General features: G+C 43.7%; 22 protein-coding genes. 13 read left to right on the forward strand and 9 right to left on the reverse strand.

Annotation, left to right across the window (positions count from 1 at the left end):
• The first annotated feature begins 104 nt into the window (after positions 1 to 104).
• The gene (locus JUE95_RS10855; RefSeq protein WP_203651511.1) at positions 105 to 476 is read left to right on the forward strand and encodes a glycine cleavage system H family protein; all 372 of its coding nucleotides are present in this window, start codon (positions 105 to 107) and stop codon (positions 474 to 476) included.
• Positions 477 to 561: 85 nt separating this feature from the next.
• Here the strand turns inward: JUE95_RS10855 and JUE95_RS10860 are convergent, their stop codons facing one another.
• Positions 562 to 708, reverse strand: a complete 147-nt coding sequence (locus tag JUE95_RS10860; protein ID WP_089088279.1) for a hypothetical protein — start codon at positions 706 to 708, stop codon at positions 562 to 564.
• Between the two features lie 229 nt (positions 709 to 937).
• Here JUE95_RS10860 and JUE95_RS10865 point away from each other — a divergent pair, with 229 nt between their 5' ends.
• From JUE95_RS10865 to JUE95_RS10885, 5 genes are all read left to right on the forward strand, one after another.
• Positions 938 to 1,165: a P8 family protein gene (locus tag JUE95_RS10865; protein WP_203651512.1), complete on the forward strand. Its 228-nt coding sequence runs from the start codon at positions 938 to 940 to the stop codon at positions 1,163 to 1,165.
• Positions 1,166 to 1,717: 552 nt separating this feature from the next.
• Entirely contained in the window at positions 1,718 to 2,788 is a 1,071-nt protein-coding gene (locus JUE95_RS10870) for a carbamoyl phosphate synthase small subunit (RefSeq protein WP_203651513.1), read from the forward strand.
• Positions 2,781 to 5,852: a carbamoyl-phosphate synthase large subunit gene (gene carB, locus JUE95_RS10875; RefSeq protein WP_203651518.1), complete on the forward strand. Its 3,072-nt coding sequence runs from the start codon at positions 2,781 to 2,783 to the stop codon at positions 5,850 to 5,852. The genes JUE95_RS10870 and carB overlap by 8 nt, the downstream gene beginning before the upstream one ends.
• Positions 5,853 to 6,105: 253 nt before the next feature.
• On the forward strand, positions 6,106 to 6,735 hold the full coding sequence (locus JUE95_RS10880; protein ID WP_203651520.1) for a BglG family transcription antiterminator: 630 nt from the start codon (positions 6,106 to 6,108) through the stop codon (positions 6,733 to 6,735).
• A gap of 108 nt (positions 6,736 to 6,843) precedes the next feature.
• Positions 6,844 to 7,329, forward strand: a complete 486-nt coding sequence (locus tag JUE95_RS10885; protein WP_203651521.1) for a GNAT family N-acetyltransferase — start codon at positions 6,844 to 6,846, stop codon at positions 7,327 to 7,329.
• A gap of 89 nt (positions 7,330 to 7,418) precedes the next feature.
• Here the strand turns inward: JUE95_RS10885 and JUE95_RS10890 are convergent, their stop codons facing one another.
• Positions 7,419 to 8,030: a histidine phosphatase family protein gene (locus JUE95_RS10890; RefSeq protein WP_203651523.1), complete on the reverse strand. Its 612-nt coding sequence runs from the start codon at positions 8,028 to 8,030 to the stop codon at positions 7,419 to 7,421.
• A 451-nt stretch (positions 8,031 to 8,481) separates the two neighbouring features.
• Here JUE95_RS10890 and serC point away from each other — a divergent pair, with 451 nt between their 5' ends.
• The 4 genes from serC to JUE95_RS10910 all read left to right on the forward strand — a co-directional run bounded on the left by serC (position 8,482) and on the right by JUE95_RS10910 (position 15,007).
• Complete coding sequence (gene serC / locus JUE95_RS10895; protein WP_203651525.1) at positions 8,482 to 9,558, forward strand: 3-phosphoserine/phosphohydroxythreonine transaminase; 1,077 nt, start codon at positions 8,482 to 8,484, stop codon at positions 9,556 to 9,558.
• A gap of 15 nt (positions 9,559 to 9,573) precedes the next feature.
• Positions 9,574 to 10,737: a phosphoglycerate dehydrogenase gene (locus JUE95_RS10900; RefSeq protein WP_203651527.1), complete on the forward strand. Its 1,164-nt coding sequence runs from the start codon at positions 9,574 to 9,576 to the stop codon at positions 10,735 to 10,737.
• Positions 10,738 to 11,637: 900 nt separating this feature from the next.
• A complete protein-coding gene (locus JUE95_RS10905) occupies positions 11,638 to 13,116 on the forward strand; it encodes a BglG family transcription antiterminator (protein ID WP_203651529.1) in 1,479 nt (492 codons plus the stop codon).
• 16 nt (positions 13,117 to 13,132) lie between these two features.
• Entirely contained in the window at positions 13,133 to 15,007 is a 1,875-nt protein-coding gene (locus JUE95_RS10910; RefSeq protein WP_203651531.1) for a hypothetical protein, read from the forward strand.
• A gap of 138 nt (positions 15,008 to 15,145) precedes the next feature.
• On the opposite strand, the gene JUE95_RS10915 is transcribed toward JUE95_RS10910, so the two are convergent.
• The 6 genes from JUE95_RS10915 to JUE95_RS10940 form a co-directional block, all read right to left on the reverse strand.
• The gene (locus JUE95_RS10915) at positions 15,146 to 15,637 is read right to left on the reverse strand and encodes an alcohol dehydrogenase (RefSeq protein ID WP_203651532.1); all 492 of its coding nucleotides are present in this window, start codon (positions 15,635 to 15,637) and stop codon (positions 15,146 to 15,148) included.
• 12 nt (positions 15,638 to 15,649) lie between these two features.
• Positions 15,650 to 15,943: a hypothetical protein gene (locus JUE95_RS10920; RefSeq protein WP_203651533.1), complete on the reverse strand. Its 294-nt coding sequence runs from the start codon at positions 15,941 to 15,943 to the stop codon at positions 15,650 to 15,652.
• Between the two features lie 252 nt (positions 15,944 to 16,195).
• Complete coding sequence (locus tag JUE95_RS10925) at positions 16,196 to 16,954, reverse strand: alpha/beta hydrolase (protein WP_203651535.1); 759 nt, start codon at positions 16,952 to 16,954, stop codon at positions 16,196 to 16,198.
• Between the two features lie 99 nt (positions 16,955 to 17,053).
• Positions 17,054 to 18,049, reverse strand: a complete 996-nt coding sequence (locus JUE95_RS10930; protein WP_203651536.1) for a D-2-hydroxyacid dehydrogenase — start codon at positions 18,047 to 18,049, stop codon at positions 17,054 to 17,056.
• 31 nt (positions 18,050 to 18,080) lie between these two features.
• Entirely contained in the window at positions 18,081 to 19,250 is a 1,170-nt protein-coding gene (locus JUE95_RS10935; RefSeq protein ID WP_203651538.1) for an aminotransferase class I/II-fold pyridoxal phosphate-dependent enzyme, read from the reverse strand.
• Between the two features lie 362 nt (positions 19,251 to 19,612).
• Entirely contained in the window at positions 19,613 to 20,521 is a 909-nt protein-coding gene (locus tag JUE95_RS10940) for a GH25 family lysozyme (protein WP_203651540.1), read from the reverse strand.
• Between the two features lie 562 nt (positions 20,522 to 21,083).
• Here JUE95_RS10940 and JUE95_RS10945 point away from each other — a divergent pair.
• Together JUE95_RS10945 and JUE95_RS10950 are read left to right on the forward strand one after the other, a co-directional pair.
• Positions 21,084 to 22,055 (forward strand): ring-cleaving dioxygenase, encoded by a 972-nt coding sequence (locus JUE95_RS10945; RefSeq protein ID WP_203651542.1) that lies wholly within the window; start codon positions 21,084 to 21,086, stop codon positions 22,053 to 22,055.
• Positions 22,048 to 22,659, forward strand: coding sequence for an alpha/beta hydrolase (locus JUE95_RS10950; protein ID WP_203651544.1), 612 nt, complete (start codon positions 22,048 to 22,050; stop codon positions 22,657 to 22,659). The genes JUE95_RS10945 and JUE95_RS10950 overlap by 8 nt, the downstream gene beginning before the upstream one ends.
• Positions 22,660 to 22,708: 49 nt before the next feature.
• Here the strand turns inward: JUE95_RS10950 and JUE95_RS10955 are convergent, their stop codons facing one another.
• On the reverse strand, positions 22,709 to 23,902 hold the full coding sequence (locus JUE95_RS10955; protein WP_203651546.1) for an acetate/propionate family kinase: 1,194 nt from the start codon (positions 23,900 to 23,902) through the stop codon (positions 22,709 to 22,711).
• Between the two features lie 175 nt (positions 23,903 to 24,077).
• On the opposite strand from JUE95_RS10955, the gene JUE95_RS10960 reads away from it, so the two are divergent.
• Complete coding sequence (locus tag JUE95_RS10960; protein ID WP_203651548.1) at positions 24,078 to 24,956, forward strand: matrixin family metalloprotease; 879 nt, start codon at positions 24,078 to 24,080, stop codon at positions 24,954 to 24,956.
• The last annotated feature ends 386 nt before the right edge of the window (positions 24,957 to 25,342 follow it).

Raw genomic sequence — 25,342 nt, forward strand, 5'->3', positions numbered from 1 at the left:
TACGGTTTTTCGCCCGTTGATACCAGCAGAATGTGAAACGCTTTCCTTCTTTCACCAACCTCGGTATACTAGCCTTAAGAAGAAACAATAAGAAGGGGATAGCCATGTCATTTTGGAGTCAGTTAATCACCAGTATCAAGCACCTATTCAGCGGCAAACAAGCCAAATTTGAACCTCAAGAAAAAGACGGTGTCTGGTATCAGGAAACTAAGCCGGGTATCGTACGAATCGGAATTGCCGACCAGGCCTACGAAGATCTGGGCGAGATTACCTTTATGGACTTCTCATCACCGGATAATGAGTTGGCGCTTGGCGATGATCTGCTTGAGATGGAGGGAGCCAAAGCCGTCGAAACTCTAAAGTCACCAGTTAAGGGAACCATTATTGCCCGCAACAATGATCTATTAAAGCAAAGTGACGAACTGGCCAGCCACCCCACGCAAAACAACTGGTTAGTAGACGTTAAAGTAGCTTAAAAAAAGAACGTGATTAACAATTCCTTACGGACTGCAATCACGTTCTTTTCATTTGTCTTTTGGAAACAGCCAAAGCCGTTTTTGATTAGTTTTGGTTTTCTAGCTTTTCAGCAGCTTCATCAATGGTTGCGAAACCAGACTTGCCACTCTTAGCCTTTGGGTGCTTAGCACGGTCTTCCTCTGCCTTTTCGATCAATGCCTTACGCTGTTCTTTGCTTAACTTGTTAGCCATTTAAATCGCGCTCCCTTTATTGTCTTAAATTAAAATGTTAGAACTTTTCTAACGACTTAATGCTATCACTATTGGTTACCTTTGTTAAATTTAAGAACCGACTGCACGTTGACTTAATAGTATCTTAAACACTCTTTTTAAATCATTCTTAGCTAATTTTAGCCATAAGCAAATAATTTAACACTCAGGAATAAAGGACTACAATGTAAGTATAGAGGAGGAATTCAATATGGCAGATGTAGATAAGACTTTATTCTTAGATTACAATATGAATGACGCTTTTGACTGGAGCGATAAAGAAATGCCAGTTCGCGACGCTATTTGGGATTACCTCATGGAGCACAACGGTCACGATACCATGAAGACCGAGGAACAAATGAAACCATTCATGACTAAATCCGAAGATGACATTCGTAAATACGTTGAAGACAATTTGAAGACTGCGGATGCTAAGTAATTAATTTTAGCAAAGTATTAAAAATAAGGGTGATCACCATTTACTGGTGACCACCCTTATTTTGTTGGAATCGTTTGTGAATTACTATCTCGTGTACGATATAATTGATAACGTGTCGAAAATAAACCATTAAAAGCGAATAAATTATTTGATTTCGACTAGCTTTATTCGGAAATATAGTTTAAAATCAATTCAAATCTAGTAAGTTTGTTGCCGGAAATCACAAGTATTCAGAAAAAACTTTTGTATATTCATTTTTCTGCATAATGGTTTCTGGCTGACGGATTACTGATTTTTCCATTGTTTGCTGTAAATCTTTTTGTATCAAGGTTTATGCCCAAGAACGTCATTGATCTGTTACTCATAACTGCATAAAATAAAGTTACATTTTATCTCTATAAGTATTCATATATAAGCCAAATAACTTATATTTAACTGAAATTAGCTATTTTTATGTATAAAATATCTTGACAATTCTTTGGAAACATCTTATCTTATACAAAAAGCAATTAACTCCGTCCAGCGAGGCGGTAATTGAGGAGGCTATCAGACATGAAAAAATATTTAACGCTTGAAAACGGGGATCAATTTGTTGGTACCGCAGTTGGTGACTTAACTAAAGAGATTAAGGGCGAACTAGTTTTTACCACCAGCATGGTGGGATATCAGGAAACACTCACTGATCCGTCGTATACGAACCAAATCATCACCTTTACCTATCCACTAATCGGCAACTATGGCATTTCGTTACACGCTAACCAATCGCCAACGGTTGCCGCATCAGCCGTTGTTATGCAAGAGATTGCGACGACGGTTTTTCATTACCAAAGTGTCATGACGTTAGATGAGTTTTTAAAGAAGTCAGGCGTTCCAGGCATTACGGGTATTGATACCCGAGAACTCACCAAGATCATCAGAAAGCACGGCACCATGAAGGCTAGTTTAACTAACCAGCCGCTGGCTAAGAGCAGTTTTAATAAAACCAAGTCGGTGGATATGGTGGTTAAATCAGCCACCTTCTCACACCCTTCGGATGAAAATCCGGATCACGTTGTGTTGGTTGATTTTGGAGTCAAAGCCAACATTGTCGAATCACTGAAAAACTTTGGTGCCAACGTCACAGTCGTTACGCCAGAAGCTAACTTTAAGTCGATTGCAGCCTTGAATCCAGATGGTATCCTATTATCCAACGGACCCGGCGATCCCGAAGAATATTCAGACTTTTTGCCTGTCATTAGAGAACTTCAGGACCATTACCCACTATTCGGTATTTGCTTAGGCCACCAACTTTTGGCACTGGCAAATGGTGCCCGGACTTATAAGATGGTGTTCGGTCACCGTGGTATTAATCACCCAGTCAAGAATTTGCTGACAAACGAAGTGGTGATCACCTCACAAAATCACGGTTACGCCGTCGATATTGATTCAGTTTCAGAAACACCCCTTGAAGTAACTGCCGTTGAAATCAATGATCATACTTGCGAAGGTCTGCGCTATCCTGGCAAACCGGTCTTCTCTGTTCAGTATCACCCAGAGGCTGCACCGGGGCCGCACGAGGCAACGCGTTTATTTAGTAAATTCATTGGTTCAATGCACACGAACGGGGGAGTACAGCATGCCTAAAAGAACAGATTTAAACAAAATTGTGATTATCGGCTCAGGTCCAATCGTGATTGGTCAAGCTGCAGAATTTGATTACGCCGGCAGCCAAGCCTGCTTAAGCTTAAAAGAAGAAGGTTATGACACCGTCCTGATCAATTCTAATCCGGCCACGATCATGACCGACGACGAAATTGCCGACAAAGTCTATCTGGAACCACTGACTTTGGAAAGTGTAACGGCCATTTTAAAGAAGGAAAAGCCGGATGCCATCCTGCCTACTTTGGGTGGTCAAACCGGCCTGAACCTCGCGGTGGAACTCGCCAAAAAGGGTATCTTATCAGACTTAGGCATTGAATTACTGGGAACTAACCTGCACACCATCAATCAAGCAGAAGACCGTGAAGCCTTCAAAGATTTAATGAAGGATCTTAATCAGCCGATTCCGCCTTCGAAGACGGTCTATGACCTTCAATCTGGTTTGGACTTTGCTCACGAAATTGGCTATCCAGTAATTATCCGGCCAGCTTACACCCTTGGCGGAACTGGTGGCGGCTTCGCACATAACGATGACGAAATGCAAACCGTTTTGAATCGTGGTCTAACCATGTCACCGGAAACGGAATGCTTAGTCGAAAAGAGTATCTCCGGCTTTAAGGAAATCGAATTTGAAGTCATGCGGGATCACAAGGGTTCTTCCATCATCGTTGCCGGCATGGAGAACTTTGATCCAGTGGGTGTCCACACTGGTGACTCAATCGTCTTCACGCCAACGCAGACACTGACTGATAAAGAATATCAACGGCTGCGGGATGCATCATTGACCATCGTGAACGCCCTTAAGATTGAGGGTGGCTGCAACGTTCAATTAGCTCAAGACCCATACAGTGAACACTACTATGTGATCGAAGTTAACCCCCGTGTCAGCCGTTCATCAGCGCTAGCATCTAAAGCAACTGGTTATCCGATTGCTAAGATTGCAGCAAAGATTGCGGTGGGCCTTAACCTCGATGAAATTATCAACCCAATTACCCAAACCACTTACGCTATGTTTGAACCTGCTTTGGACTACGTTGTGGCTAAAATTCCACGTTTTGCCTTTGATAAGTTTTACCATGCTGACCGGAAGCTAGGGACGCAAATGAAGGCCACCGGTGAAGTGATGGCGATTGGCAGCAATATCGAAGAATCTCTGCTTAAAGCGGTCCAATCACTGGAACTGGATTCTCACATGCAAGCTACCCTGTTACCAGACGATGCTAAGGGTAAATCATTAGCAGAATTATTGGAAACTATCAAGACGCCAACGGATATTCGGCTGTTTGAAATTTTTGCCGCCATCGGCAAAGGTGCCACGGTTGAACAGCTGCATGAGTCAACCAAGATTGACGAATTCTTCTTATCAAAATTAATCAATATCATCGCGATGCAAAAAGAACTGATGACCGGTATGTTAACCGCTGAAACGGTCCAGAAGGCTCAGAAATTAGGCTTTGATGATGATATGATCAAAGCAGTCACTGATGTTACTGATCAAAAATTAGCCAAACTTCATAGTATGACCGATCAGCATCTGGTCTACAAAATGGTTGATACTTGTGCTGCCGAATTTGAAAGCAAAACACCCTACTTCTACAGTACGGTTGGCACGGAAAATGAAAGTAAACCATTGGGAAACAGCGTAATTGTTTTAGGTGCCGGCCCAATTCGGATCGGCCAAGGGGTAGAATTTGACTACACCACCGTTCACTCCGTTAAAGCACTTCAGGCTGCTGGCTATAACGCCATTATTATTAATAACAATCCCGAAACGGTTTCAACCGACTTCTCAATTTCTGATAAGCTGTACTTTGAACCACTGACCATCGATTCAGTGATGAACATCGTTAACTTAGAAAAGCCGATTGGCGTTGTCGTGCAATTTGGTGGCCAAACTGCCATTAATTTAACACCGCAGCTTACTGAACGTGGTGTTAAGATTCTTGGTACCAACATGGCTGGTATTGAACAAACCGAAAACCGGCACGACTTTGAAGAACTGCTGATTGATCAAGATATTGCCCACCCAGCCGGTGACACCGCAACGGATATTCCGGGGGCTCACCAAATTGCTGATAAGTTAGGCTATCCCGTTCTAGTACGGCCTAGTTTCGTTCTTGGCGGCAAGGGCATGGCCATCGTTCACGACCAAGATGAACTCAACGATTACTTAGTACCAGCGCTGAAGCACAGCCATGGTGAACCAATCTTAATCGATAAGTACATCAAAGGGACTGAATGTGAAGTCGATATTCTCAGCGATGGTAAGCAGGTCTTCATTCCAGGAATTATGGAACACTTGGAAGGCGCTGGTGTCCACTCAGGTGATTCGATTGCCATGTATCCGCCGCAAACCTTAACTGACGCTCAAAAGACCGAAATCGTGCAGATTGCTACTAAAATTGGTAAGTCCGTTCACTGCATCGGAATGATGAACATTCAGTTTATCGCGGCTGACCAAATCTACGTGATCGAAGTGAACCCGCGGGCTTCCAGAACCGTGCCGTTCATGAGTAAGATCACCCACATGCATTTAGCACAGTTAGCGACCCAATTGATCATCGGTAAATCACTAGCAGATATCGGTTTGCAGCCAGGGATGTACCCAGAGCCAGACAGCGTCTATGTTAAAGCACCTGTCTTCTCATTCGCTAAGCTACCGGGTGCCCCAACGGCTCTTAGTCCAGAAATGAAGTCGACTGGTGAAGACCTCGGTCATGGCAAGACATTGTCCGAAGCCCTTCATAAAGCCTTCTTTGATAGCTACCATTTCGATAGCGACAAGACCGGGCCGATCTTAGTCACCCCATATGATGTTAAGAATACCGAATTAATGTCAGCTCTCGACGCTGGCGGCTATCCACACCAGGTCTATCAAATGGATCAGGAGTGGCCAGATAATTTGGCTTTCGTCCTTGCAACTGAGGACGAAAGTGATTTAGCCAAGCAACTGACAACGCGGGCTTTAAGTCACGAAGTCACTTTGTTCACAGCTTCTGATACTGTAGCTGCACTCGTTAAACGGACGAGTGCCAAACAGGCAGGTTAACCGTGAACTTAGTCGTAAAAATACCTCCAGCAATGATTTGTTGGAGGTATTTTTATGCTCAAACGGCTTGTAAATCAGACAATATTAACTGCTCTAATCCCACTCTATTTGGCGCGAATCAATTGTAAGCAGTCTCAAATTGGAAATCCGTTGAAACCGTTTACTTTATAATTGACACTCAGCTTTGAACCTGCGATGATTAAGTTAGAACATCTCATAATTGTAATCAACACCCATAAGGGAGGGATTGAAAATGATTAAAGATCAAGATCCACAAACCACCGAACGACTTACGCATTTAACCCTGATATTAGTGACTCATGCCCCTAAACACGTTCCGTTGGAAGAACTCGCAAAAGCATTGAATGCTGACACAGATACTGTTCGTCACGACTTAAACTGGGTCTCCGACTTTCTGGCCCATTACGATCTAGTGGTTGACCCTTCTGTTGATCAGCAGGTAGCTGTATACGGTCAGGAAAACTACTTGTTCAGGGCAGTTTTAGACCTCTTAAAATCGTTCTCAAAACCAGATCAGTTAGTGACTGGCTTCCCGATTACTAATAAAAAATTAGAAACGCAGCTGAAAGAACGCTTAGAGGCTTTAGTCAAGATCACTCCGCTTGACACCCCTGCTCAGCAATCCATTTATGATTACATGTGGACCTTGGCAATGCGCTATCGCTACGGCAGAGTTAAACGGCTGGGATTGGCAGACCTATTTACGCCTGAACAGCTGGCATTGATATCCAACGAAAAAGAAATCCATTCTTGGTCGCAAAAAACCATTGAAATCTTGGAAGACGACTTACCAGCAAATCAAGACCTGCCACTGGCAGAAGCTTATCTGCTGACTTTAAGGGTTTGGCTTTATGCACACTAAGTTATTATGAACGTCTCGATAAAAATCATCGGGGCGTTTTCTTTTACACTAACTCCAGCTATAATAAACACATTGTTTTTAATCTGAATACTTAACTGGAGGAAGCTCATGCTTATATTTCAACCCGCTGAACCAAATCAGCTTGATGCTATCATGACAATTGAAAATCAGGGCTTTACTCCCGAAGAAGCAGCTACCCGAAGGAGTATGGCCGAACGAATCAACCGCATCAGCGATACCTTTATTGTGGCCGTGCAAAATCAACGCGTTTTAGGCTACATCGTGGGTCCCGCTTCAGACGAGCGTTACCTCAGTGACTCACTTTATGAGCATCTTGATGCCAATAAGCCAACGGACCGTTACCAGACCGTGTTGAGTCTGGCTGTGGCAAAAGACGCTCGTGGCCAAGGTCGGGGAAGTAAACTGCTTGCTGAACTGGCAAAGGTTGCTCAAGCCCAGCACCGCAAGGCAATCACCCTAACCTGCTTATCGAAATTAGTACCATTTTACGAACGCAATGGCTACGTTAATGAAGGGGTCTCCGCTTCTGTGCACGCCGGCGAAACCTGGTATAACATGGTTAACGAGCTCTAAAAACGCGCCGCAAAACAGCTTTCGGCATCTAACATAAAAAGCGCCATTCCCTAGTAATCGGAATGGCGTTTTTCGTATCAAACTCTTACTTAGTAGCGCTGATTGTAAAACCAAACGTAGTACCGGCCATCAATCAAACTGATCTTTGTCACGCTGGTATTATCGGGTTCTGGCAGCGTCATAACGTCTTGCGGCTGTAAAGCAGCTAATGCTGCGGCCTTAACAGTAAAACCGTGAGTGACAACGATGTATTTACCATCGGCAGAACGATGAGCATAGTCCATCATGAAATCAGTCACCCGCTCAATAACGTGATCAAACGTCTCACCATTAGTCGCATAGCGTGTATAACTTGGCAAAACATCATGGAGAAAGGGATCAAACACCGTCGGGTATTGGGCCTGTAACTCTAAATTTTTCAAGCCATCCCACTGACCATAGGAAATTTCAAGCAGCCGCGCATCAGTTGCGGTTGGCAAGGCTGCCGTCGCATTGAGAATCATTGCCGTCTCCTGAGTCCGGTGCAACGGACTAGCAATCAGCTGATCAGCAAAACGAAGGTCAAAATGATCACGTAAATGCCGTACCTGTTTTTTCCCCGTCTCATTCAACAGTGTAATATTGGAATTGATCGTGCCCTGCTTTAAGCCAAGTGCATTGGCCACGGTCTGACCGTGGCGAATAAAATAAAATTCAGTCATGCAATACGCTCCATTTCTTGATGTTGGATAGTTCGCACTAAGCGTTAAAACTAGTGACTTTATAATATCAATTTTCCTCATACAATTCCAATTTTAAAATATTTTCACGTCCATCAATAATCTCTATCAATAGCTATAAAGAGCTTTCATTGCTGTACAATCACGCCTTAGTTATAAAAATTCGTTGACAAGTATTCCAACCTCTGTTAAATTTTAATTAAAGAAATGGAGGTTACTGATATGAACAAACCAAATAACATGCAAACAGTATCATCCTCCTGGTCTACAGTCACATCTGTGTAGACCCATCTTGACGTACACTCATTGGTCTCACACAGATGAATTGATGAATTCAAATTCAACTGTGAGGCCGCCATACTTGTAATCAACCACCCTCACAGTCATCGCTGTGAGGGTTTTTAATTTCTAATTCTATTTGGAGGAAAATCTCATGACAGTTTATAATTTTGCCGCTGGTCCAGCAACGTTACCAGACCAAGTCATCAAACAAATTCAAGACGAACTTCCGTCCCTGCGAGGCACGGAAATGAGTATTATGGAAATCTCTCACCGCTCCGCATTGTTTGACGATATCATCAACACCGCGCAACAGGATCTTCGTGATCTGATGAGTATTCCTGACGATTACCAAGTACTCTTCTTTCAGGGCGGCGGCACCGGTCAATTTGCCGCTATTCCCATGAATTTAGCCACCAAGCACCACCGAATTGCCTTACTGGACAGTGGCCACTGGGCTGCTAAAGCCGGCGAAGAAGCCGCTAATCTGGGCTATCAAGTAGATACATTAGCTTCCACCAAGGGTACGCACTACGATCGGCTGCCAGCCCGCACTTCAACATTACCAACAGATACCTACGATTACTTACACATTTGCACGAACAATACGATTGAAGGCACCGCTTATCATGATTTGCCGCAAACTAACGGTACCCCATTGGTAGCTGATATGTCATCCAACATCATGGCACAGCACTATAACGTCAGCGACTTCGATTTAATCTTTGCCGGTGTCCAAAAGAACCTGGGGCCGGCAGGGGTGACCCTCGTTATCGTTAAGAAGTCATTGATCAAAGAAGTACCTCATATTCCAAGCGTCTTTAATTATCAGCTCTTCGCAAAAAAGAACTCCATGCCCAACACCCCGCCCGTTTTCAACATCTACGCCACTGGCCTAACGCTGAAATGGCTGAAGAAAATCGGCGGGATTGAAGCAATGGAAGCCCGAAACAAGAAAAAAGCTAGTCTGTTATACGACTTTTTAGATCAATCTAAACTATTCAGTAACCCGGTTAAACATGAAGATCGGTCACTGACCAACGTCCCGTTCATGACGGCAGATCCGAAAATCGATCAGGCAGCCATTGATGATCTTACTGCTCACGGCTTACTGAATTTAAAGGGTCACCGCAGTGTCGGCGGCCTGCGTGCCAGTCTCTATAACGCCATGCCGTTTGAAGGCGTCCAAGCACTCGTTAATGAACTCTATCGCTTTGAAAAAAACCTATAGGAGATGTTTGTTTTTATGTATCAGATTAAAACGTACAACGCAATTGCTAAAGCTGGTCTGGATCGGTTTACCGACCAGTACCAAATCAATCAAACTGATGATGCCGATGCTTACCTGATTCGTTCGGTCAATCTTCACGAACAAGAATTACCTAAAAATCTAAAAGTGATCGTTCGAGCTGGTGCCGGGTTCAATAACGTTCCCATTGATAAGGCGACGACTAATGGAACGGCAGTTTTCACTACTCCCGGCAGTAATGCCAACGCGGTCAAAGAGCTGATGATTGCTATGCTGGTTGCGGCTTCACGAAATCTATTTGCCGCTGCCGACTACGCCGCGCAAAATAGCGGTGCCGATATTTCCAAACGGACTGAACATGATAAAACCAAGTTCAGCGGACAGGAACTGCTTGGGAAAACCTTGGCAGTGATTGGGGTCGGCCACGTTGGCTCGTTAGTTGCTAACGCTGCCAGTCAATTAGGGATGAAGGTTATCGCCTACGATCCCTACCTGTCATCAGATGCAGCATGGCGGATTTCAACTGATATCCACCGGGCAAAGACACTGCATACGGCCCTTAAAAACGCCGACTACGTTACCATCCACGTGCCAAAGAACGGAGAAACTACCGGCATGATTGGTGCTAAAGAATTAGCTGCCATGAAAGACGGTGTCACGGTCTTCAACTTTGCCCGCGGTGGAATCGTGAATAACATGGAGATGCTGAAGGCACTGGATAATGGTCACGCTAAGGGTTACTTTACCGATTTCGGCAGTGACGAGATTCTCAACCGTAAAGACGTGGTTGTTACGCCGCACATCGGCGGCTCTACCGGCGAAGCAGAAACTAACGGCGCAGTCCAGGGCGCGGAAACGATCATGAACTTCTTGGAAACTGGCAACATCCAAAATAGCGTTAACCTGCCAAATCTACAAATTCCGTTTGCAACACCTTACCGGATCACCGTCATGCACCAAAACATTCCGAATATGGTCGGCCAAATTGCAACGATTCTTGCCAACGCCAACATTAACATTGAAAACATGAGCAACGCCGCCAAAGATAAGGTGGCGTACACCATCATCGATGTCAACCACTTGCAAAAACAGGACGCTGCAATTATTGACCAACTAAGTGCCATTGAGGCTGTCTACCGCGTTAGATTAATCAGAAAATAGTACTGAAAAAGGCTTGGCTTGAGTCTATATTGATAAGTATTTCAATTAACTTATTAGCTGAAATTTGCAATAATTGTACTTTAGTTCAGTGCTTCAATATAGCCTAATCGTGTTGCGTGCGGCAGAGGCCTGCATATAAGCGAGTCCCCTCACAAGCCCCAAAGTTCAGGGCTTATGAGGGGACTCGCTTATACACTGGTCTCTTAACGCCTTACTACACACTCTCTTGATGCAATCAAAAACAGGTGGTTAACGTCCCTACACGTTGACCACCTGTTATTTTATAAAAAACCTTACCCTTGTTGGGGAACGCGAAGTAAAGTCTTAAGTTTTGCGATAACTCTATATTTTACACATCCAAACGAGAAGTCGGACGTGCCATATGGAAAATCATTATCGCTAGTGTTTAAATGATTCGTCATCATCAAACACTTTTATCTAATGTTGCAATTTATCGCAACGCCCCCACGCTCCGACAAATACAACTTCATTACAGATCTTCACATTATTGAAACAAACTAACGGCTCAGCAGTTGTCGTCAAATCAATATTCTCTCCAATACTGGTTTTCGCTGTTGAAAAATACTCCCGAAACCGTTTGTCCATCTTTTTTTAATATGGATATCACGTAATGATTACCCTTGTATTAAATTTCCCTAGCTAATTTCCAGGTAGTTAGCCGTGTAAAACGTTAAGCAAGAGCACCTTTAATACAGGTACAATTATGGCTTGAAAACCCCGTAAATTCAATACTTCCCGTCTCCCACTTTTTTTAAATTTTTTAAAAAAAGTGGTGAAACCAATTATGCTGAAAAACTGATTAATGGTCGCAAATATACTATAATAAGGTATAATTTAGGGTGGAATAATAATCGAGCAAAAATGATTGGAATGGCTGCCATGGATTATACGTTTTTACTGTCGAAAAATGATTACATTTGTTTCGATATTTTATCGCGTTTCACCCAACAGGCTGATCAAACTTTGAACAAAGAGGAGTTAGCTCAGTCGCTATCGTTGACAAACTACCAACTGAATAAGTATTTTGAAGCGATAAACGCTGATTTAGCATTCGTTTCAGAAGATACGCCCTGTTACTTAGACGAACCCAATAAGGGGATGTGGCAAGCTTTTGGACTGAATTCTTACGTTCTGCAAAAGATTACCTTGGTTTATTTGAACCGAGCACCGCTTTTTACAGCGTTGGAATACCAGTTCTTCTATAATAACTTGTACTCCAAGAAAGAATACGTCAGTGCGAACTATATGAGCAGCTCCGTTTTTTATCGCTCGTTGGATTCGCTGGAAGCTATCTTGAAAAAGCACGGTTTCTTTCAAGCCAGCAGCCTTTACGCTGGTGAGGAATTTACCGTACGGCTGCACCTATTTCAGCTCTACTACACCTTGTATAACGGTGTGTCAGAACCGTTTGAGCCGTTGAATCCTTTGATTAAGGATATGATTGCAGCGGTCCAGGCTGGTTTACCGGATGATTTGAATCCCACGCAAGAAACAAAGTTATCAACTTTCTTACGCGTCTGGCTGCTGCGGATGTTGGATTCCAACTTGATTGGTGACGATCAGCAGCTTAAGATCACCCCAACGAAATCCAGCCAGGCAATGATGCAGCAGCTCCAAAAACTATTGGCAGATCAATTGTTACTGACAGATGATGAGTTCAATTATTTGTACAGCTTTTTGATTGCTCAAGGTTACTTAGGGTTTGACAAAATGCGTGAATTAGCCGCTAACATTCCGGCTGTTGATGAATTAACCAAGCAGTTTTTGGCGGAAATGAAAAGCACTAACGTTTTACTGACCACTGACCTCGTCGACGACAGTCAGCTGGAGAATAGCTTGCTGAGCATTCATTTTCAGTTCACGACGTTTTACATTGAGCCCACGACCTTTATCGATCCTGATCAAGTCCAATTTTTTGCGGAACTCTATCCGGCATTCGATATGGCTGTATCGCACAACATCACCAAATTGCAGCGCCGTGAAGACCTGCATTTGACACAGAAAATGGCTGTCAATTTATATTTCAGTTACATGTTTGCACTGATCAACGCCATTCCACCTGAACTGATGCGAGATCAAGTTCACATCTGCGTGGACTTCTCCCAAGGCAACTTATATACAAATTACGTTATTCAATCACTTAGCGCCTTTAATCACGCGCACATCATTATTGATTCGCATCTGACGAACGACACCGATATTTACATCTCTGATTTCCATTCAAAGAAGGTCAGTCAGAAGCAAGTGATTTGGCAAGACCCGCCCACGCCAGTTGACTGGTCTAACCTCGCGGATCTGATTCTAGACACTAAGCGGAACAAACTACCAGATTTATTTCCCAACCAAGACACAAAATAGAAAGGAAGTGGCGTTGATGAGACTAAGCAAAGCAGCAAAAAACAAATGGTTAGCAGCATGCCTCTTTTCAGCAACTGTTTTAACCGGTTTTCAGCTACAGCAGATGAACGCACAGGCATCGCATACACAAACAACCACGGTCACAAGTACCCCTTCTAACGGATCGGGTTCAGGTAATGTGGCGGGTTCTTTTGCGACACATACGAGCACTGTCACACTATCATCTACTTCAACTTCAACTACGTCCACTTCCACAGACGTAAACAGCAGTTCAGCATCATCAACTTCTTCAGCTAGCACCAGCACTACTAGTGCAACAAATACGAGTTCATCCAGCACAGATTCATCTAGGATAGATTCATCTGGTCCTGCTAAGTCGAATACTGATAGCTCGTCATCCAGTTCAACCAGTAGTACATCAAATCATAATCCGGATAAGGGCAGCAGTGTGCCTGACGCGGATAACGAAAAGATGGGGCATCTGGAAGTTAACGCCTTAAACGGTTTGACTAACACGCCAATTGCCGGTGATAAATTTACTGGTGAATATCAAGGTTACGTTGGTACCGCAGTTAAGGACAAGTCTGCTTTAATCACCCATATTGTCGGCTACTCTTACGTTGGTGATGTTAACACCGATATTCCGGACAATTTTGAAAAGGGCACTCAGACTGCCAATTTAGTCTACATGCCGCTTTCAACAATTGTGGTTCACTACGTTGACGTTAATGATCCTAGCAAGATTCTTTGGACTTATTCCATTCCAACTAACTTTGCCACTGATGGTCAGTCCTACTCGACTGATGATAACTTGATTCAATTTGCTGGATATAAGTTTGATCATGCCAGTGACAACACCACTGGCACTATCGGGCAGACGGTTAAGTCGCTTGAAGATGCAAATTCAATCAACGTCAACTATTATTACGAGCAAGAACCAGGTCAAACCAGTACTTTGGATACTAGTAACTGGGTGGTCACTTCTGAAACGACCCCCATTGGCTTAACTGGTAAGTACGGTTTCAGCGTTTACCTCCAACGGGACAAATTACCTGCTGTCAAGCTTGGTGGTTACGAAACGGGCAAACCTGATTCAGGTCATGGTCAAACTAAACCTGCTGGCAATAATAACCAATCTGGTTCCGGTCATGCACACACTAACGGTGGTAGTGGTAGTAGTATCAACAATAAACCTACTGATAGCAATACGCCTGTTAATGAAAATAGTACATCCGTGACAACCGTTACGCCTTCGATGCCACTTTCAGCAGCAAATACGCCAGTAGCAGAACCAACCGCTACTGTCAACGTAGTTAACGAAACGGGAATGCCCGTTACCCAACTAACTGTCAGCGGTCAACCTGGTACTAATGTTCGGACACAGATTCAAACTAAACTGTCTGAACTACGAAAAAATGGTTTTGCTATTCTAAGCAGCGGTGTGAAAGGCAACACATTTTTAGGAGCTACTAACTCAGTAACAATCATTAAAGTAAGTCATCCTCAGCACCAAGCAAATCCGTTCCAACACAACACAATGCCAATCGTTACTCAACTTGGTAATGCTTCACAAGCTGCTAGTCAAACTACAAATACGGCTAATAGCAGCAGTACTAATAGCAAGCAAAGTTCTGACAGCAATAGCAACAGTCAACCTAATCAGAATAACGCACAGCAAAAGCAGCAGATTACACAAAATAAGAATGCAACCCAAGCAACTTCAAAGGATACTGAACAAAACAGCCAGGCAAACCATAATGCAATCGCAAATAATGGTCAATCACTTCAACAAAGTGCGGCCGATAACGGTAGCGGTGGCACGCCAGTTTCTGGATTAGCTGCTTACTTCATTAGTCTCTCTGGTAAAATCAACCTTGGAACAAGAGCATAACCATAAAATGATTCATTTCTGAAAATTAAACAGAAATGAATCATTTTGTGGTGACCAATTATTAATAATGAACCAAAAAAGATTACCAGCCAAACACGTCAGCTGATAATCTTTTTAATTTGCAATTGATCTAATCTCTTATTGGCCAACCTTTACACGGTTAACCAAAACCTGACTCAAATGATCTTGAATCGCTTGTTCACGGGCTGCTACTGCGTCGTTAAAAGTTGAAAAACTGTGGTTTAATACATACTCACCACGAATCATTAACCGAGCCACCCAGCGCTTTGATCGTTTATCGTAAGAAACACCAGCAACGCCGGATTTGTTAGTTCGACGTTTCTTCATGATCGAAACAACACTGGTACCATCAACTTGCTGCAGATTGCTAACATCCCCACGATTAGCAATCAGCCGGGCATCGCTCTGCATGACCTTGCGACCACGTTCGCGGCGAAGACAGCCACAGCTCTTGGTATTCCCCTTACGTAACAGATAGCCGTCAGCAATCACTTCCTTACCGCAGTCGCACCGGCATCTCCACAAAGCATTACCGTTTTTTCCTGACCCCGCAAAACCAGTTACGGTTAAGCGGCCAAAACGCTGATCCGTTAAATCAATTCTTTTCATTTGTATCCCCCATTACTGTTGTGTTGGCGTAGATTCCGTTACATCAATGGCCGATTCAGATGATTCCTTTTTTGCACGAGGATGTCGAGCACGGAAACAATCCAGACCAAACAATGCCAGTAAGCAAATCACCAATCCGAGACCAATAAAGACAGCTTCCGTTAAGTTCTGACGAGTTGCTTTCCCTAAAAATTGATTGCTGGCAGCGTATGCTAGTTTAGGAAACTGATTAATCCCGTAAATCACTGCAACTGCTAAAGTCCCCAAAAAGTAAGTTTGTTTCGTTATCAAATGTCGCTTCCTCATGATGCTCGACCCCCTTCTGCTGAGTGATATCTTATACTATTAATACTACGCTGCAAGCGCTTAAAATCAACGTTTCTAAGTCATTTTTGCTTCCCAGTTTTTTGCAAAAAAATTAAAAAAATGGTGAAACTTGCTGTGACGGAACTCGTTTGCCGTTCAACTAAAAAGTCGACTGATCAAATCAGCCGACTTTTAACACTAGTCATATTTACATGTCATTTAATACTGTTTAGATCGCGAATTTCAGAATTTTCAAACCGTTTCAACCGGCATGACACCCTCAAGAAACTCACCAATATCCGCCGTTAATTGACGCCCCTGTGGACTGTAAGTCATCACGTGAGGTGCACCAGAGTAGTGTCGCAGTGTTACCTGTGCAGTAGGCGTTAAATAGTCAGCTAACCGCGGTCCAATATCGCGAGCAATCAATTCATCCGCATCCGCTTGTGCAATAAACACTGGTTTTGTTAAACCATTAATTTCAGCATGCACGGGTCCCGTATAATCGCCAATCATCGCCAGCATACCATCAATATGCTGAGTCAAATACCGCATTTTTTCAGTAATTTCATCAGCGGAAAGCTTCTGTTTTTGGTACCAGCTCTGACACTCTTCCAAGAACCGCGATTCCACTTTACTTTTATCCACTGGGAAAAGTGGCGTATCAATGGTGCCGCCAGCAATCACTTCATTAATTTCTGCCAAAGCTTTCATCGCAAAAAGGCCACCTAAAGATTCACCAAAAACAGCAATCTGATGGTGACCATCAGCAATCAGCTGCTGAACGGCTTCCTCTGTATCCTGCCACCAGCGATCTGGACTGCCAACCTTAAAAATCTGCTGGGGATCAGCAGTACCATGACCCGTAAACATTGGTCCTAGCACTGTGTACCCCCGTTTCTGCAGACCGCGTCCCATTATCCGGACATCATTTGGCGTACCAGAAAACGTATGCAGCAGCACTACAGCCGGTTCACCCGCTTTAAAATAAAACGCTTGTGGCAGATCCATTGAAAACACCGTCCCTTACTCTTTTAATAAATAGTTTACACTATTCCACTAAAAAAATCGCACTTCCAACACTGGCAGTGCGATTTCAAATTCACTTCGTTATTCAGTCACTTGATGACGGCTAGTGCCACCCTGAACGATGGTCAATACGTCATCCAAAGCAATTTCAACCATGTTAGCCACCGCAGCATCCGTATAGAAGCCAACGTGAGGACTAACGCTGACATTTGGCATGGTGAGTAATTTCTCCAGTGGCGGATTATCTAATTTCTTGTTGGACCAATTCTGACTAAAGATTTGACTGTCGCCTTCAATAGTATCGATACCGGCACCGGCAATTTCACCGTTCTCCAATGCAGCCACCAAATCATCGGCAACAACAACTGGACCGCGTGAAGCGTTGATGAAGAAAGCGGTTGGTTTCATCATCTTGAACACGTGTTGATCGATCATGTGGTGAGTTTCATCGGTTAATGGCGTGTGCATGGTAACGATATCAGCTGTCTTATATACCGTTTCGTGATCCGTATATGTTAATGTATCGCCTAACTCTGGCCGGTGAATCGGATCAGCAGCAATCACCGTTGAGCCTAACGCTTTAAATATCCGGGCAACGGCACTGCCAATTTTACCAGCGCCAATAATCCCAATCGTCAGGTTATGAATTTCGTTAGCTTCTAGGCCATCCCAAGTAAAATCGTGATGGGCTTCACGCGCTTGGGTAATGCCTAAGTGACGAACCAGTTTCATCACGTGGGCTAAAACGAGTTCGCTCACTGAACGTGGTGAATAAGCTGGTACGTTAGTCACTACCAGGTGATTTTTAGCAGCTTGCTTAAGATCCACGATTTCATAACCAGTGATCCGCAAGGTCAGCTGCTTAATCCCAAATTCGTGCAACCGTTGATAAATTTTGGGTGAATCTACCGGAATGTGCTGCTGAATGACAATCCCGTCATACCCCTTGGCGAGTTCAACCGTTTCTTCAGTCAGCGGAACATTGTTAGTATCCACCTGAACATCAGGATGAGCCTTCATCCAATCCTTAACGGCAACTAATTCATCTTCACGTGCGTGATACAACAAAAACTTCACTGCATTTTCCCTCTTCCTCAATCATTTCGTATTAGTGCTGGTCAACAAACTTTTGAATCCGCTCAACCGCCTTCTTTAAATCATCGGTGCTGGCAGCGTAACTGATGCGAACGTAACCTTCACCGCCGGGGCCAAACGAAGCACCCGGAATAACCGCCACTTTAGCTTCTTTGGCCAGTTCGTAGCAGAATGCAACACTGTCCTGATTTAAGTTAGCTGGGATCTTTGCAAACAGGTAGAATGCCCCTTTAGGGTTAGCACATTCAAAACCAGCTTTTTTCAAGCCTGCCAGCAATAAGTCGCGGCGTTGCTGGTAAATCTTTCGCATAGCAACACCATCATCCGGGCCATTCTTAAAGGCTTCTTCGGCTGCCGCCTGAGCATTGGCAGTTGCGGAGGTAATGGCAAACTGATGCACCTTCCCAATCTCTGTAATCACATCAACCGGCCCGCATACCAGGCCAATTCGCCAACCAGTCATGGCGTGAGACTTGGACACACCATTTAACAAAACAGTCTGTTCCGGCAACAGTTCACCCATGGAAACATGATGCTCGCCATACGTCAGTTCTGAATAAATTTCGTCACTCAAAACAAAGATGTCATACTTCTTCAAGACGTCAGCCAGTGCCTGCAGTTCTTCCCGGTTGTAAGTAACTCCGGTCGGGTTTGACGGGAAGTTTAAAACAACGGCTTTTACAGTGTCTTTATTAGCTTCGATGGTTGCTTGCAGCTTTTCTGGTGAAAGGATAAAGCCATTATCAGAAGTATCAAGGAAAATCGGCTTGGCGCCATTTAACGCGACAATTGGAATATATAGCGGAAAAATTGGGGTTGGAATGATGACCGTATCGCCGGGATTTAACATTGCCGTTAACGACGAGAAAATACCTTCCGTTGCACCCGTTGTAACTAAAATTTGTGATGCAGGATCATAGTTAACGTTATATTTATCATTTAAGAATTTCGAAGCAGCCTTACGAAGGCCTTCAGTCCCACGGGAATTCGTGTAATGACTTTCGTTGTTTTCAATGCTGCGGATGGCAGCTTGCTTCACGTGATCTGGCGTATTAAAGTCGGGTTCACCAATGGTTAGCTTAACCATATCCGGAATTTGAGAAATTTCCTGGTTAAATTTTAAAATTGATGATGGCTGAATCTGTTTTAACTCGTGTTTCATACTTTCTGACAATCGACTCATATCACACACTCCTTATAATATAAAAGACCCGCACAGCCACTAACTGTACGGGTCTTGAAGATTTATCCCCCACACAGTCAGAACTTGATCTGCGTGGTCGTTTAGCATTAATCACAAAATGCTTTCGGCTCTCCACAGATCAGTACTGGAAAAACCAAAAGTAAAATCGACTATTCAATTGAGTAACTTGGATGATTGGCATAATGACTGTCCTCTCAGAATAGATGTTAGTTTTATCATAGCATTTTAATGTATGGGAAACAAGCCAAGGTGCGGAAGGAGACGTTTAGAGACTGGGGCCCAATTAAGCAACAAAAAAGTCTCCACCCCAAAAGAAATGAAGACTTCTAACAAAATTACTTTTATTGCGCCTGCACATAACTCTGATTAGCAGTGATATAACTACCGTCAGTTAACTGAATCCGGTAAGTACCACTAGTTGAACGGGCAATTGATTTAGCAGTCACGCTGGAGTTGTATTTCAAACTACCAGTTTTACCCGTTAGATTAGCTGTCTTGTACTTGTTGATATTCCGAGTAACACGCAATTTTTGACCATTTGAAATACTGGTGAAGTACGTGTCCTTTGGCGTATTAGTATACCATTTAGTAACCGTTGAATTATCCACTGTTCGGCTTAAATCAACTCGACCACCTACTCCTGAAAGGGAACCAGAGCTAGTGTATTGCCAAAGGTCGGTTGAAACATTAGGCTTGCCACCGTAGTTAGCAATCCATGATCCGTTAAACTTAGAATAATTGATACCGTGAACATGAACGAAGTTTTGGTATGAATAGTAAACTAACGGCTTCTTGGTTAACGTCCGCATAGTGTTGTACCAAGCATTAACGTAAGTCTGTTCGTGTCCCTTAGCACCGGAAACACGGTGTTCATTATCTAAAGCATAGAATCTGGCATTCTTGTTGGACAAAGCGTAGAACTGACGCGCGTCGTTCACAGCATCAGCAGTACTGTTGAATTCGGTGTAATCGTATTGACCGAATGGTGTACCATACTTATGTGCACCATCGGCATTCACATTGCGCTTTGTGTCAATTCGATAATCGGAATCGCCGGGATTACCATGCTTTACCCGAATGATGGCAAACCGCAGATCCTTGGATGCCTTTGACCAGCTAATGTCTCCTTGGTACTGTGAAACATCAGCAATCTTAGTTTTAGCAGCAAAGGCAGTGGTCCCAACGGTAAGTGCACTAACAAGGGCTAATGACCCGGCAAAAATTCTTTTCAGTAACTGATTAGTTTTCATGTAATTCCCCTTAATCTAAATTATTAATTATATCTAGTGTAACGCATGAATGAAACAGAGTGAAAACATGTGAATTACAGTTCATTTACTGTTGTGTGACAAGGTGCGAAAGCAAGCGCTTAGAGAGCGAAGTGTAAGGGACAGGCGACAAAAATCCTGGGCTTGGATTTTAGTTGGCTGTCCCTTACATGCAGCTCTCTGCTTGCTGAAGCCCGATTAAAACCAAGGTGTGGAAACAAGCGCTTAGAGACTAGAGCCTAAGTTACTTGCAACAAAAATCCCGGGTTTGGATTTATGTTGTAAGTGGCTTAGGTGCAAGTCTCTGCTTGTTGGAACCTGATTAGGCTAAGGTGCGAAAGCAAGCGCTTAGAGAGCGGAGTGTAAGACGGGAATGACAAAAATCCCGAACTTGGATTTATGTCATTTCTGACTTACATGCAGCTCTCTGCTTGTTGAAGCCCGATTACCAATCACTATCCATCTCCCAAGCCAACATCATTGTCCCCAACCTAATTATCTGTCATAATACGTTCAATATTTGCTTTGCATTGGAGGCATCAACATGGAAAAGACTGATTTAATTGGGTTGCACCACGTCACAGCAATCACCTCAAGCGCACCCAAAATGTTCCACTTCATGACTGAAGCGCTGGGTTTGCATTTAATCAAAAAAACCGTTAATCAAGATGATGTTGCCACTTACCATCTCTATTTCACTGATGATATGGGAACTGCTGGAACAGATATTACCTTTTTCGACTTTCCGGGAATTGCTCAAGGTCATTATGGAAAAAATAGTATTTCGCGAATCGGTTTTCGGGTGCCAAACGATGCAGCACTGGATTATTGGTTAGACCGGTTTAATCAATACAACATCCAAACTGACGCCGTTCAAGAATCGTTTGGTGCTAAAGTACTCCCCTTCTACGATTTTGATCAGCAACGTTATCAACTGGTTTCTGATGAACATAACGCCGGTTTACCAAGCGGTACACCTTATCGCCATAGTCCGGTCCCCATTGACGTGGCAATCGGCGGATTGGGGCCAACAGTCATTACCGTTTCGCAGCCAGAAAAAATTGGCGAAATGCTGACCGGTACAATGGGGTTCACTAAAATCAATCAGCACGGTGCGCAAACTCTCTACGAACTTCACGAAGGCGGCCACGGTGCGCAAGTTATCGTTGAGGGCAGCCTGATTCTTCCAGACAGCATTCAAGGTTACGGATCAGTCCACCATATGGCGTTTAGAACACCGGATACCGAAAGTTTAAATAACTGGATTCAGCGAATTCAAAAAGCCGGTTTACATGATTCCGGATTCGTGGAACGCTTCTACTTCCAGTCGGAATACTTTCGAGCTGCCCCAGGTGTACTATTTGAAATTGCCACGGATGGTCCTGGATTCCTAGTTGATGAAAGTTACGAGGAAGCTGGCATTCACCTTGAATTACCACCATTTTTAGAAGCCCAACGGACTTCAATAGAAGCCAATTTAGTACCATTTAATTCTGAGGAGGGGTCGCATGAGTGACGAAATTCATTCCGCATTTTTCCCGGGCAAAACTAACTTAGCACCGGTACTCATGCTGCATGGTACGGGTGGTGACGAAAGTGATTTATTGCCCATTGCTACCTTTTTATTTCCAGAGCATCCTAAATTAGGAATCCGTGGTCGGGTAAAAGAAAACGGCAGCAACCGCTATTTCATTCGTCACAAAGATGGTTCATTTGATTTGAAAAATTTAAATCAAGAAACTGATTGGCTGCTGAACGCGATTCAAACAGAAACCGCTCGTCATCAGCTCGATGCTAACCGCCTAATCGTCCTCGGGTTCTCCAACGGTGCTAATATTGCTGCCTATGCCTGGTTAAATAAATTAACAAGCTTTAAAACGGCTGTTTTGCTTCATCCAATGATGATCACGCCGCCCACGCAATCATTCAATTTGACTGGGTACCAGGCGTTTGAAACTTACGGCGATCTGGACACGATTGTTTCTGAGGATAATTTTAACCAGCTAACGCAGCAGTTAACCGCTGCAAATGCTACAGTTAAAGTCTTCAAGAACCATCAATCGCACCGTCTCACCCAGACGGAATTAATGGCAGCACAAGCCTGGATTAAACAACGATGAAACTCAAAGAGCTTGCAACCAATCAACCTGGTTGCAAGCTCTTTTCACCTTAATTTTCTTCATCCAGCAGCTGCTGCACGCCCCTTGCCATTGCCAATTCTTCATTTGTAGGAATAAGCAGCACTTTGGAACGGCTATCTTCCGTTTCTAACGGTCCAGTATGCCCAGCTTGATTTAGCGCTGAATCAATCTTGATGCCTAAAATACTCAACCCATCGATAATCGATTGACGGATGGCCGGATCCTTTTCACCAATGCCGCCAGCAAACACCAGAGCATCCGCACCACCTATTTCAGTATAGTAGCCGCCGACTAACTTAACGATTTGAGTGACAAACATTTCCAGCGCCAACTTAGCGCGTTGATCACTCTTAGCCGCCGTGTGTAAATCACGCATGTCAGAAGACACCCCTGACACACCAAGCAGGCCCGAGGAGGCGTTTAACTCTTGAAGCACAACCTCAGGAGTTTCTAGTCCCAAGCGTTTCATTAAATAAGGTACTAGGGTGGGATCAACGTCACCGCTTCGCGTTCCCATCATGACGCCGGTCACCGGCGTTAACCCCATGGAAGTATCAAAGGGCTGGCCGTCTTTTACTGCTGTAATGGACGCACCGCTGCCTAAATGCATGGTAATCAGATTTAGCTCATCCAATGGCCGTTTCAGCATTTCAGCAGCTCGATTCGCCAAGTATTGGTGTGAAATACCATGTTCACCGTAGCGCCGGATCTGATACTTTTTAGTCCATTCATACGGGATGCCGTAAATTGCCGTTTTTTCTGGTAACCCATGAAAGTAAGCACTGTCAAAAACTGCATATTGCGGTACACCCGATAATCTTTGGGCCAGCAATTCGATACACTTAACCTCCAATGGATTGTGCAGCGGAGCTAGTTCACTTAAACCTTTTAATTGATTAATTCGACTTGGTATTAATTTTACCGGCCCTTTGAAAAGCGTTCCACCGGCAACTACCCGGTGACCTACCGCCTCAACTTCATCTAGCGTTTGGACCCCGCCAACCGTAATCAGCCGCTTCAACACGCGGTCAATTGCCGTGATCTCGTCCAGTGTTTCGACCACTTCTCTGGTTTTCTTGTCACCAACTTTAACTTTAACGATGGTTCCCGGCAAATTAAGCCGCTCTACTTGGCCCGAAGCAATCACGTGTTCAGCCGGCATGTTTACCAGCTGCCACTTTAGAGAAGAACTCCCTGCATTGATCAATAGTATTTTGGTCATAGGTCAATACCTCCGTTTACCTCTATTTTACAGGATATAACCGGCATTTAAGCTAAGTTCACGGAAAGGTCACACACCTTTCGAAAAAAGCGCATATTCGTTGAGCAACAGTAAACTATCCGATACAATGCTATGTGATACAAGTAATAGGGATTCTTTTAGAGGGGGAATCAGCATGAAACAAGGAAGTTTTTTTACTGTGGCCATTACTTTAATGGCGGCTGTCGCGTTACCGCTATCAGCTACTGAAACTACGGGGCACGCTGCAACTTTGACACCAAGTACCGCACTTTTACGTCAGAGACCAGCCTACTACAAGGCAAACGCTAAACTGTTGGCTAGTCGCTACGGCTTAAACTATGCTTCTCAGACTGCACTGACTACCAATGAAACAACTAAGGTCTACGTTGCCAGCAAGAATACTCAGGTGAAGAAAAGTGCCAATCTGGCGATGTCATACTGGAATTCAAAGCTAGGACGTAAAGTTTTCGTCAAGGGGACCAAAACGCACCACACATTAACCGTTAATATGACGGGCAGAAATACCGCAGCCGATGCCTGGTGGAAACCAACTTCGCATCAGATTTCGCTTGAGCAGGCCGATTATAGTCAACAGCTCCCCACAATTCGTAATAATATGACCCATCAAAGTACGGCCAGCGCTGTTACAAAAGCTAACCAACGGGTAATCGCATACGGTCACAGAATCGCGAACAGGCCCAATTTTGCTCACGATTACAATATTTATCGAGCAAAGCAGATCAATCAGGCCGAAAAACAAATCAGTACACAGAAACAAACCATTGTTAGTCAAAAGATTGACGTTAAGGCCCGAACTTTTGAATACGCAAATATTATTGCCCACGAAATGGGTCATTCATTAGGACTGCAACATTCCGCGAATGCTAATGATGCCATGGCTGCTAACAGTACGACGCCCAACATCTATAATTATCATAAAGTTAAAACTAGTAAAAACGGCTTCAACACGCTTGATAAGACCGATGTAAACCGTGCTAAATTAGCGTTAACCATTCATGACGCACGAAGTTGATCCAAAGAAAAAGAACCCTGAAAAAACTAATCAATTAGTCTTTCAGGGTTCTTTTATTGAGCGTGGAGTCCATTTTCACACTCAGTATAAGCCGTTATCAAATTAAAATGATGTTGTGTTAGGACATTCCCACATGTTAATATAATAGATGATAAATCAAGCGTACATATCACCAGTTACATCTATTCACTGTTGGTGAATGCACATAGCAATTATCCAAGCTGACCGCTTAGCGGCCGGCTTTTTTTCTACCAAAAGTCAAGTGACCCAAGGCGTTTCACTGCTTAATGAATGATAAATTGTTAAATATAAGACACACTTAAATAAGCCTATCCTCTTGCTAACTTTTTTAGGACATGCTAATGTAAAATTTAGTTATGCTGGTG

The sequence above is a fragment of the Secundilactobacillus yichangensis genome, assembly GCF_016861565.1.
Classification (GTDB): domain Bacteria; phylum Bacillota; class Bacilli; order Lactobacillales; family Lactobacillaceae; genus Secundilactobacillus; species Secundilactobacillus yichangensis.

What these genes read in the sequence shown, in the direction of transcription:
- JUE95_RS10915 (WP_203651532.1), bottom strand. Translation starts at nt 15,637, where the DNA reads ATGAAAAGAATTGATTTAACGGATCAGCGTTTTGGCCGCTTAACCGTA.
- serC (WP_203651525.1), top strand. Translation starts at nt 8,482, where the DNA reads ATGACAGTTTATAATTTTGCCGCTGGTCCAGCAACGTTACCAGACCAA.
- JUE95_RS10910 (WP_203651531.1), top strand. Translation starts at nt 13,133, where the DNA reads ATGAGACTAAGCAAAGCAGCAAAAAACAAATGGTTAGCAGCATGCCTC.
- JUE95_RS10925 (WP_203651535.1), bottom strand. Translation starts at nt 16,954, where the DNA reads ATGGATCTGCCACAAGCGTTTTATTTTAAAGCGGGTGAACCGGCTGTA.
- JUE95_RS10905 (WP_203651529.1), top strand. Translation starts at nt 11,638, where the DNA reads ATGGATTATACGTTTTTACTGTCGAAAAATGATTACATTTGTTTCGAT.
- carB (WP_203651518.1), top strand. Translation starts at nt 2,781, where the DNA reads ATGCCTAAAAGAACAGATTTAAACAAAATTGTGATTATCGGCTCAGGT.
- JUE95_RS10945 (WP_203651542.1), top strand. Translation starts at nt 21,084, where the DNA reads ATGGAAAAGACTGATTTAATTGGGTTGCACCACGTCACAGCAATCACC.
- JUE95_RS10935 (WP_203651538.1), bottom strand. Translation starts at nt 19,250, where the DNA reads ATGAGTCGATTGTCAGAAAGTATGAAACACGAGTTAAAACAGATTCAG.
- JUE95_RS10900 (WP_203651527.1), top strand. Translation starts at nt 9,574, where the DNA reads ATGTATCAGATTAAAACGTACAACGCAATTGCTAAAGCTGGTCTGGAT.
- JUE95_RS10870 (WP_203651513.1), top strand. Translation starts at nt 1,718, where the DNA reads ATGAAAAAATATTTAACGCTTGAAAACGGGGATCAATTTGTTGGTACC.
- JUE95_RS10955 (WP_203651546.1), bottom strand. Translation starts at nt 23,902, where the DNA reads ATGACCAAAATACTATTGATCAATGCAGGGAGTTCTTCTCTAAAGTGG.
- JUE95_RS10865 (WP_203651512.1), top strand. Translation starts at nt 938, where the DNA reads ATGGCAGATGTAGATAAGACTTTATTCTTAGATTACAATATGAATGAC.
- JUE95_RS10920 (WP_203651533.1), bottom strand. Translation starts at nt 15,943, where the DNA reads ATGAGGAAGCGACATTTGATAACGAAACAAACTTACTTTTTGGGGACT.
- JUE95_RS10940 (WP_203651540.1), bottom strand. Translation starts at nt 20,521, where the DNA reads ATGAAAACTAATCAGTTACTGAAAAGAATTTTTGCCGGGTCATTAGCC.
- JUE95_RS10880 (WP_203651520.1), top strand. Translation starts at nt 6,106, where the DNA reads ATGATTAAAGATCAAGATCCACAAACCACCGAACGACTTACGCATTTA.
- JUE95_RS10960 (WP_203651548.1), top strand. Translation starts at nt 24,078, where the DNA reads ATGAAACAAGGAAGTTTTTTTACTGTGGCCATTACTTTAATGGCGGCT.
- JUE95_RS10950 (WP_203651544.1), top strand. Translation starts at nt 22,048, where the DNA reads ATGAGTGACGAAATTCATTCCGCATTTTTCCCGGGCAAAACTAACTTA.
- JUE95_RS10885 (WP_203651521.1), top strand. Translation starts at nt 6,844, where the DNA reads ATGCTTATATTTCAACCCGCTGAACCAAATCAGCTTGATGCTATCATG.
- JUE95_RS10890 (WP_203651523.1), bottom strand. Translation starts at nt 8,030, where the DNA reads ATGACTGAATTTTATTTTATTCGCCACGGTCAGACCGTGGCCAATGCA.
- JUE95_RS10860 (WP_089088279.1), bottom strand. Translation starts at nt 708, where the DNA reads ATGGCTAACAAGTTAAGCAAAGAACAGCGTAAGGCATTGATCGAAAAG.
- JUE95_RS10855 (WP_203651511.1), top strand. Translation starts at nt 105, where the DNA reads ATGTCATTTTGGAGTCAGTTAATCACCAGTATCAAGCACCTATTCAGC.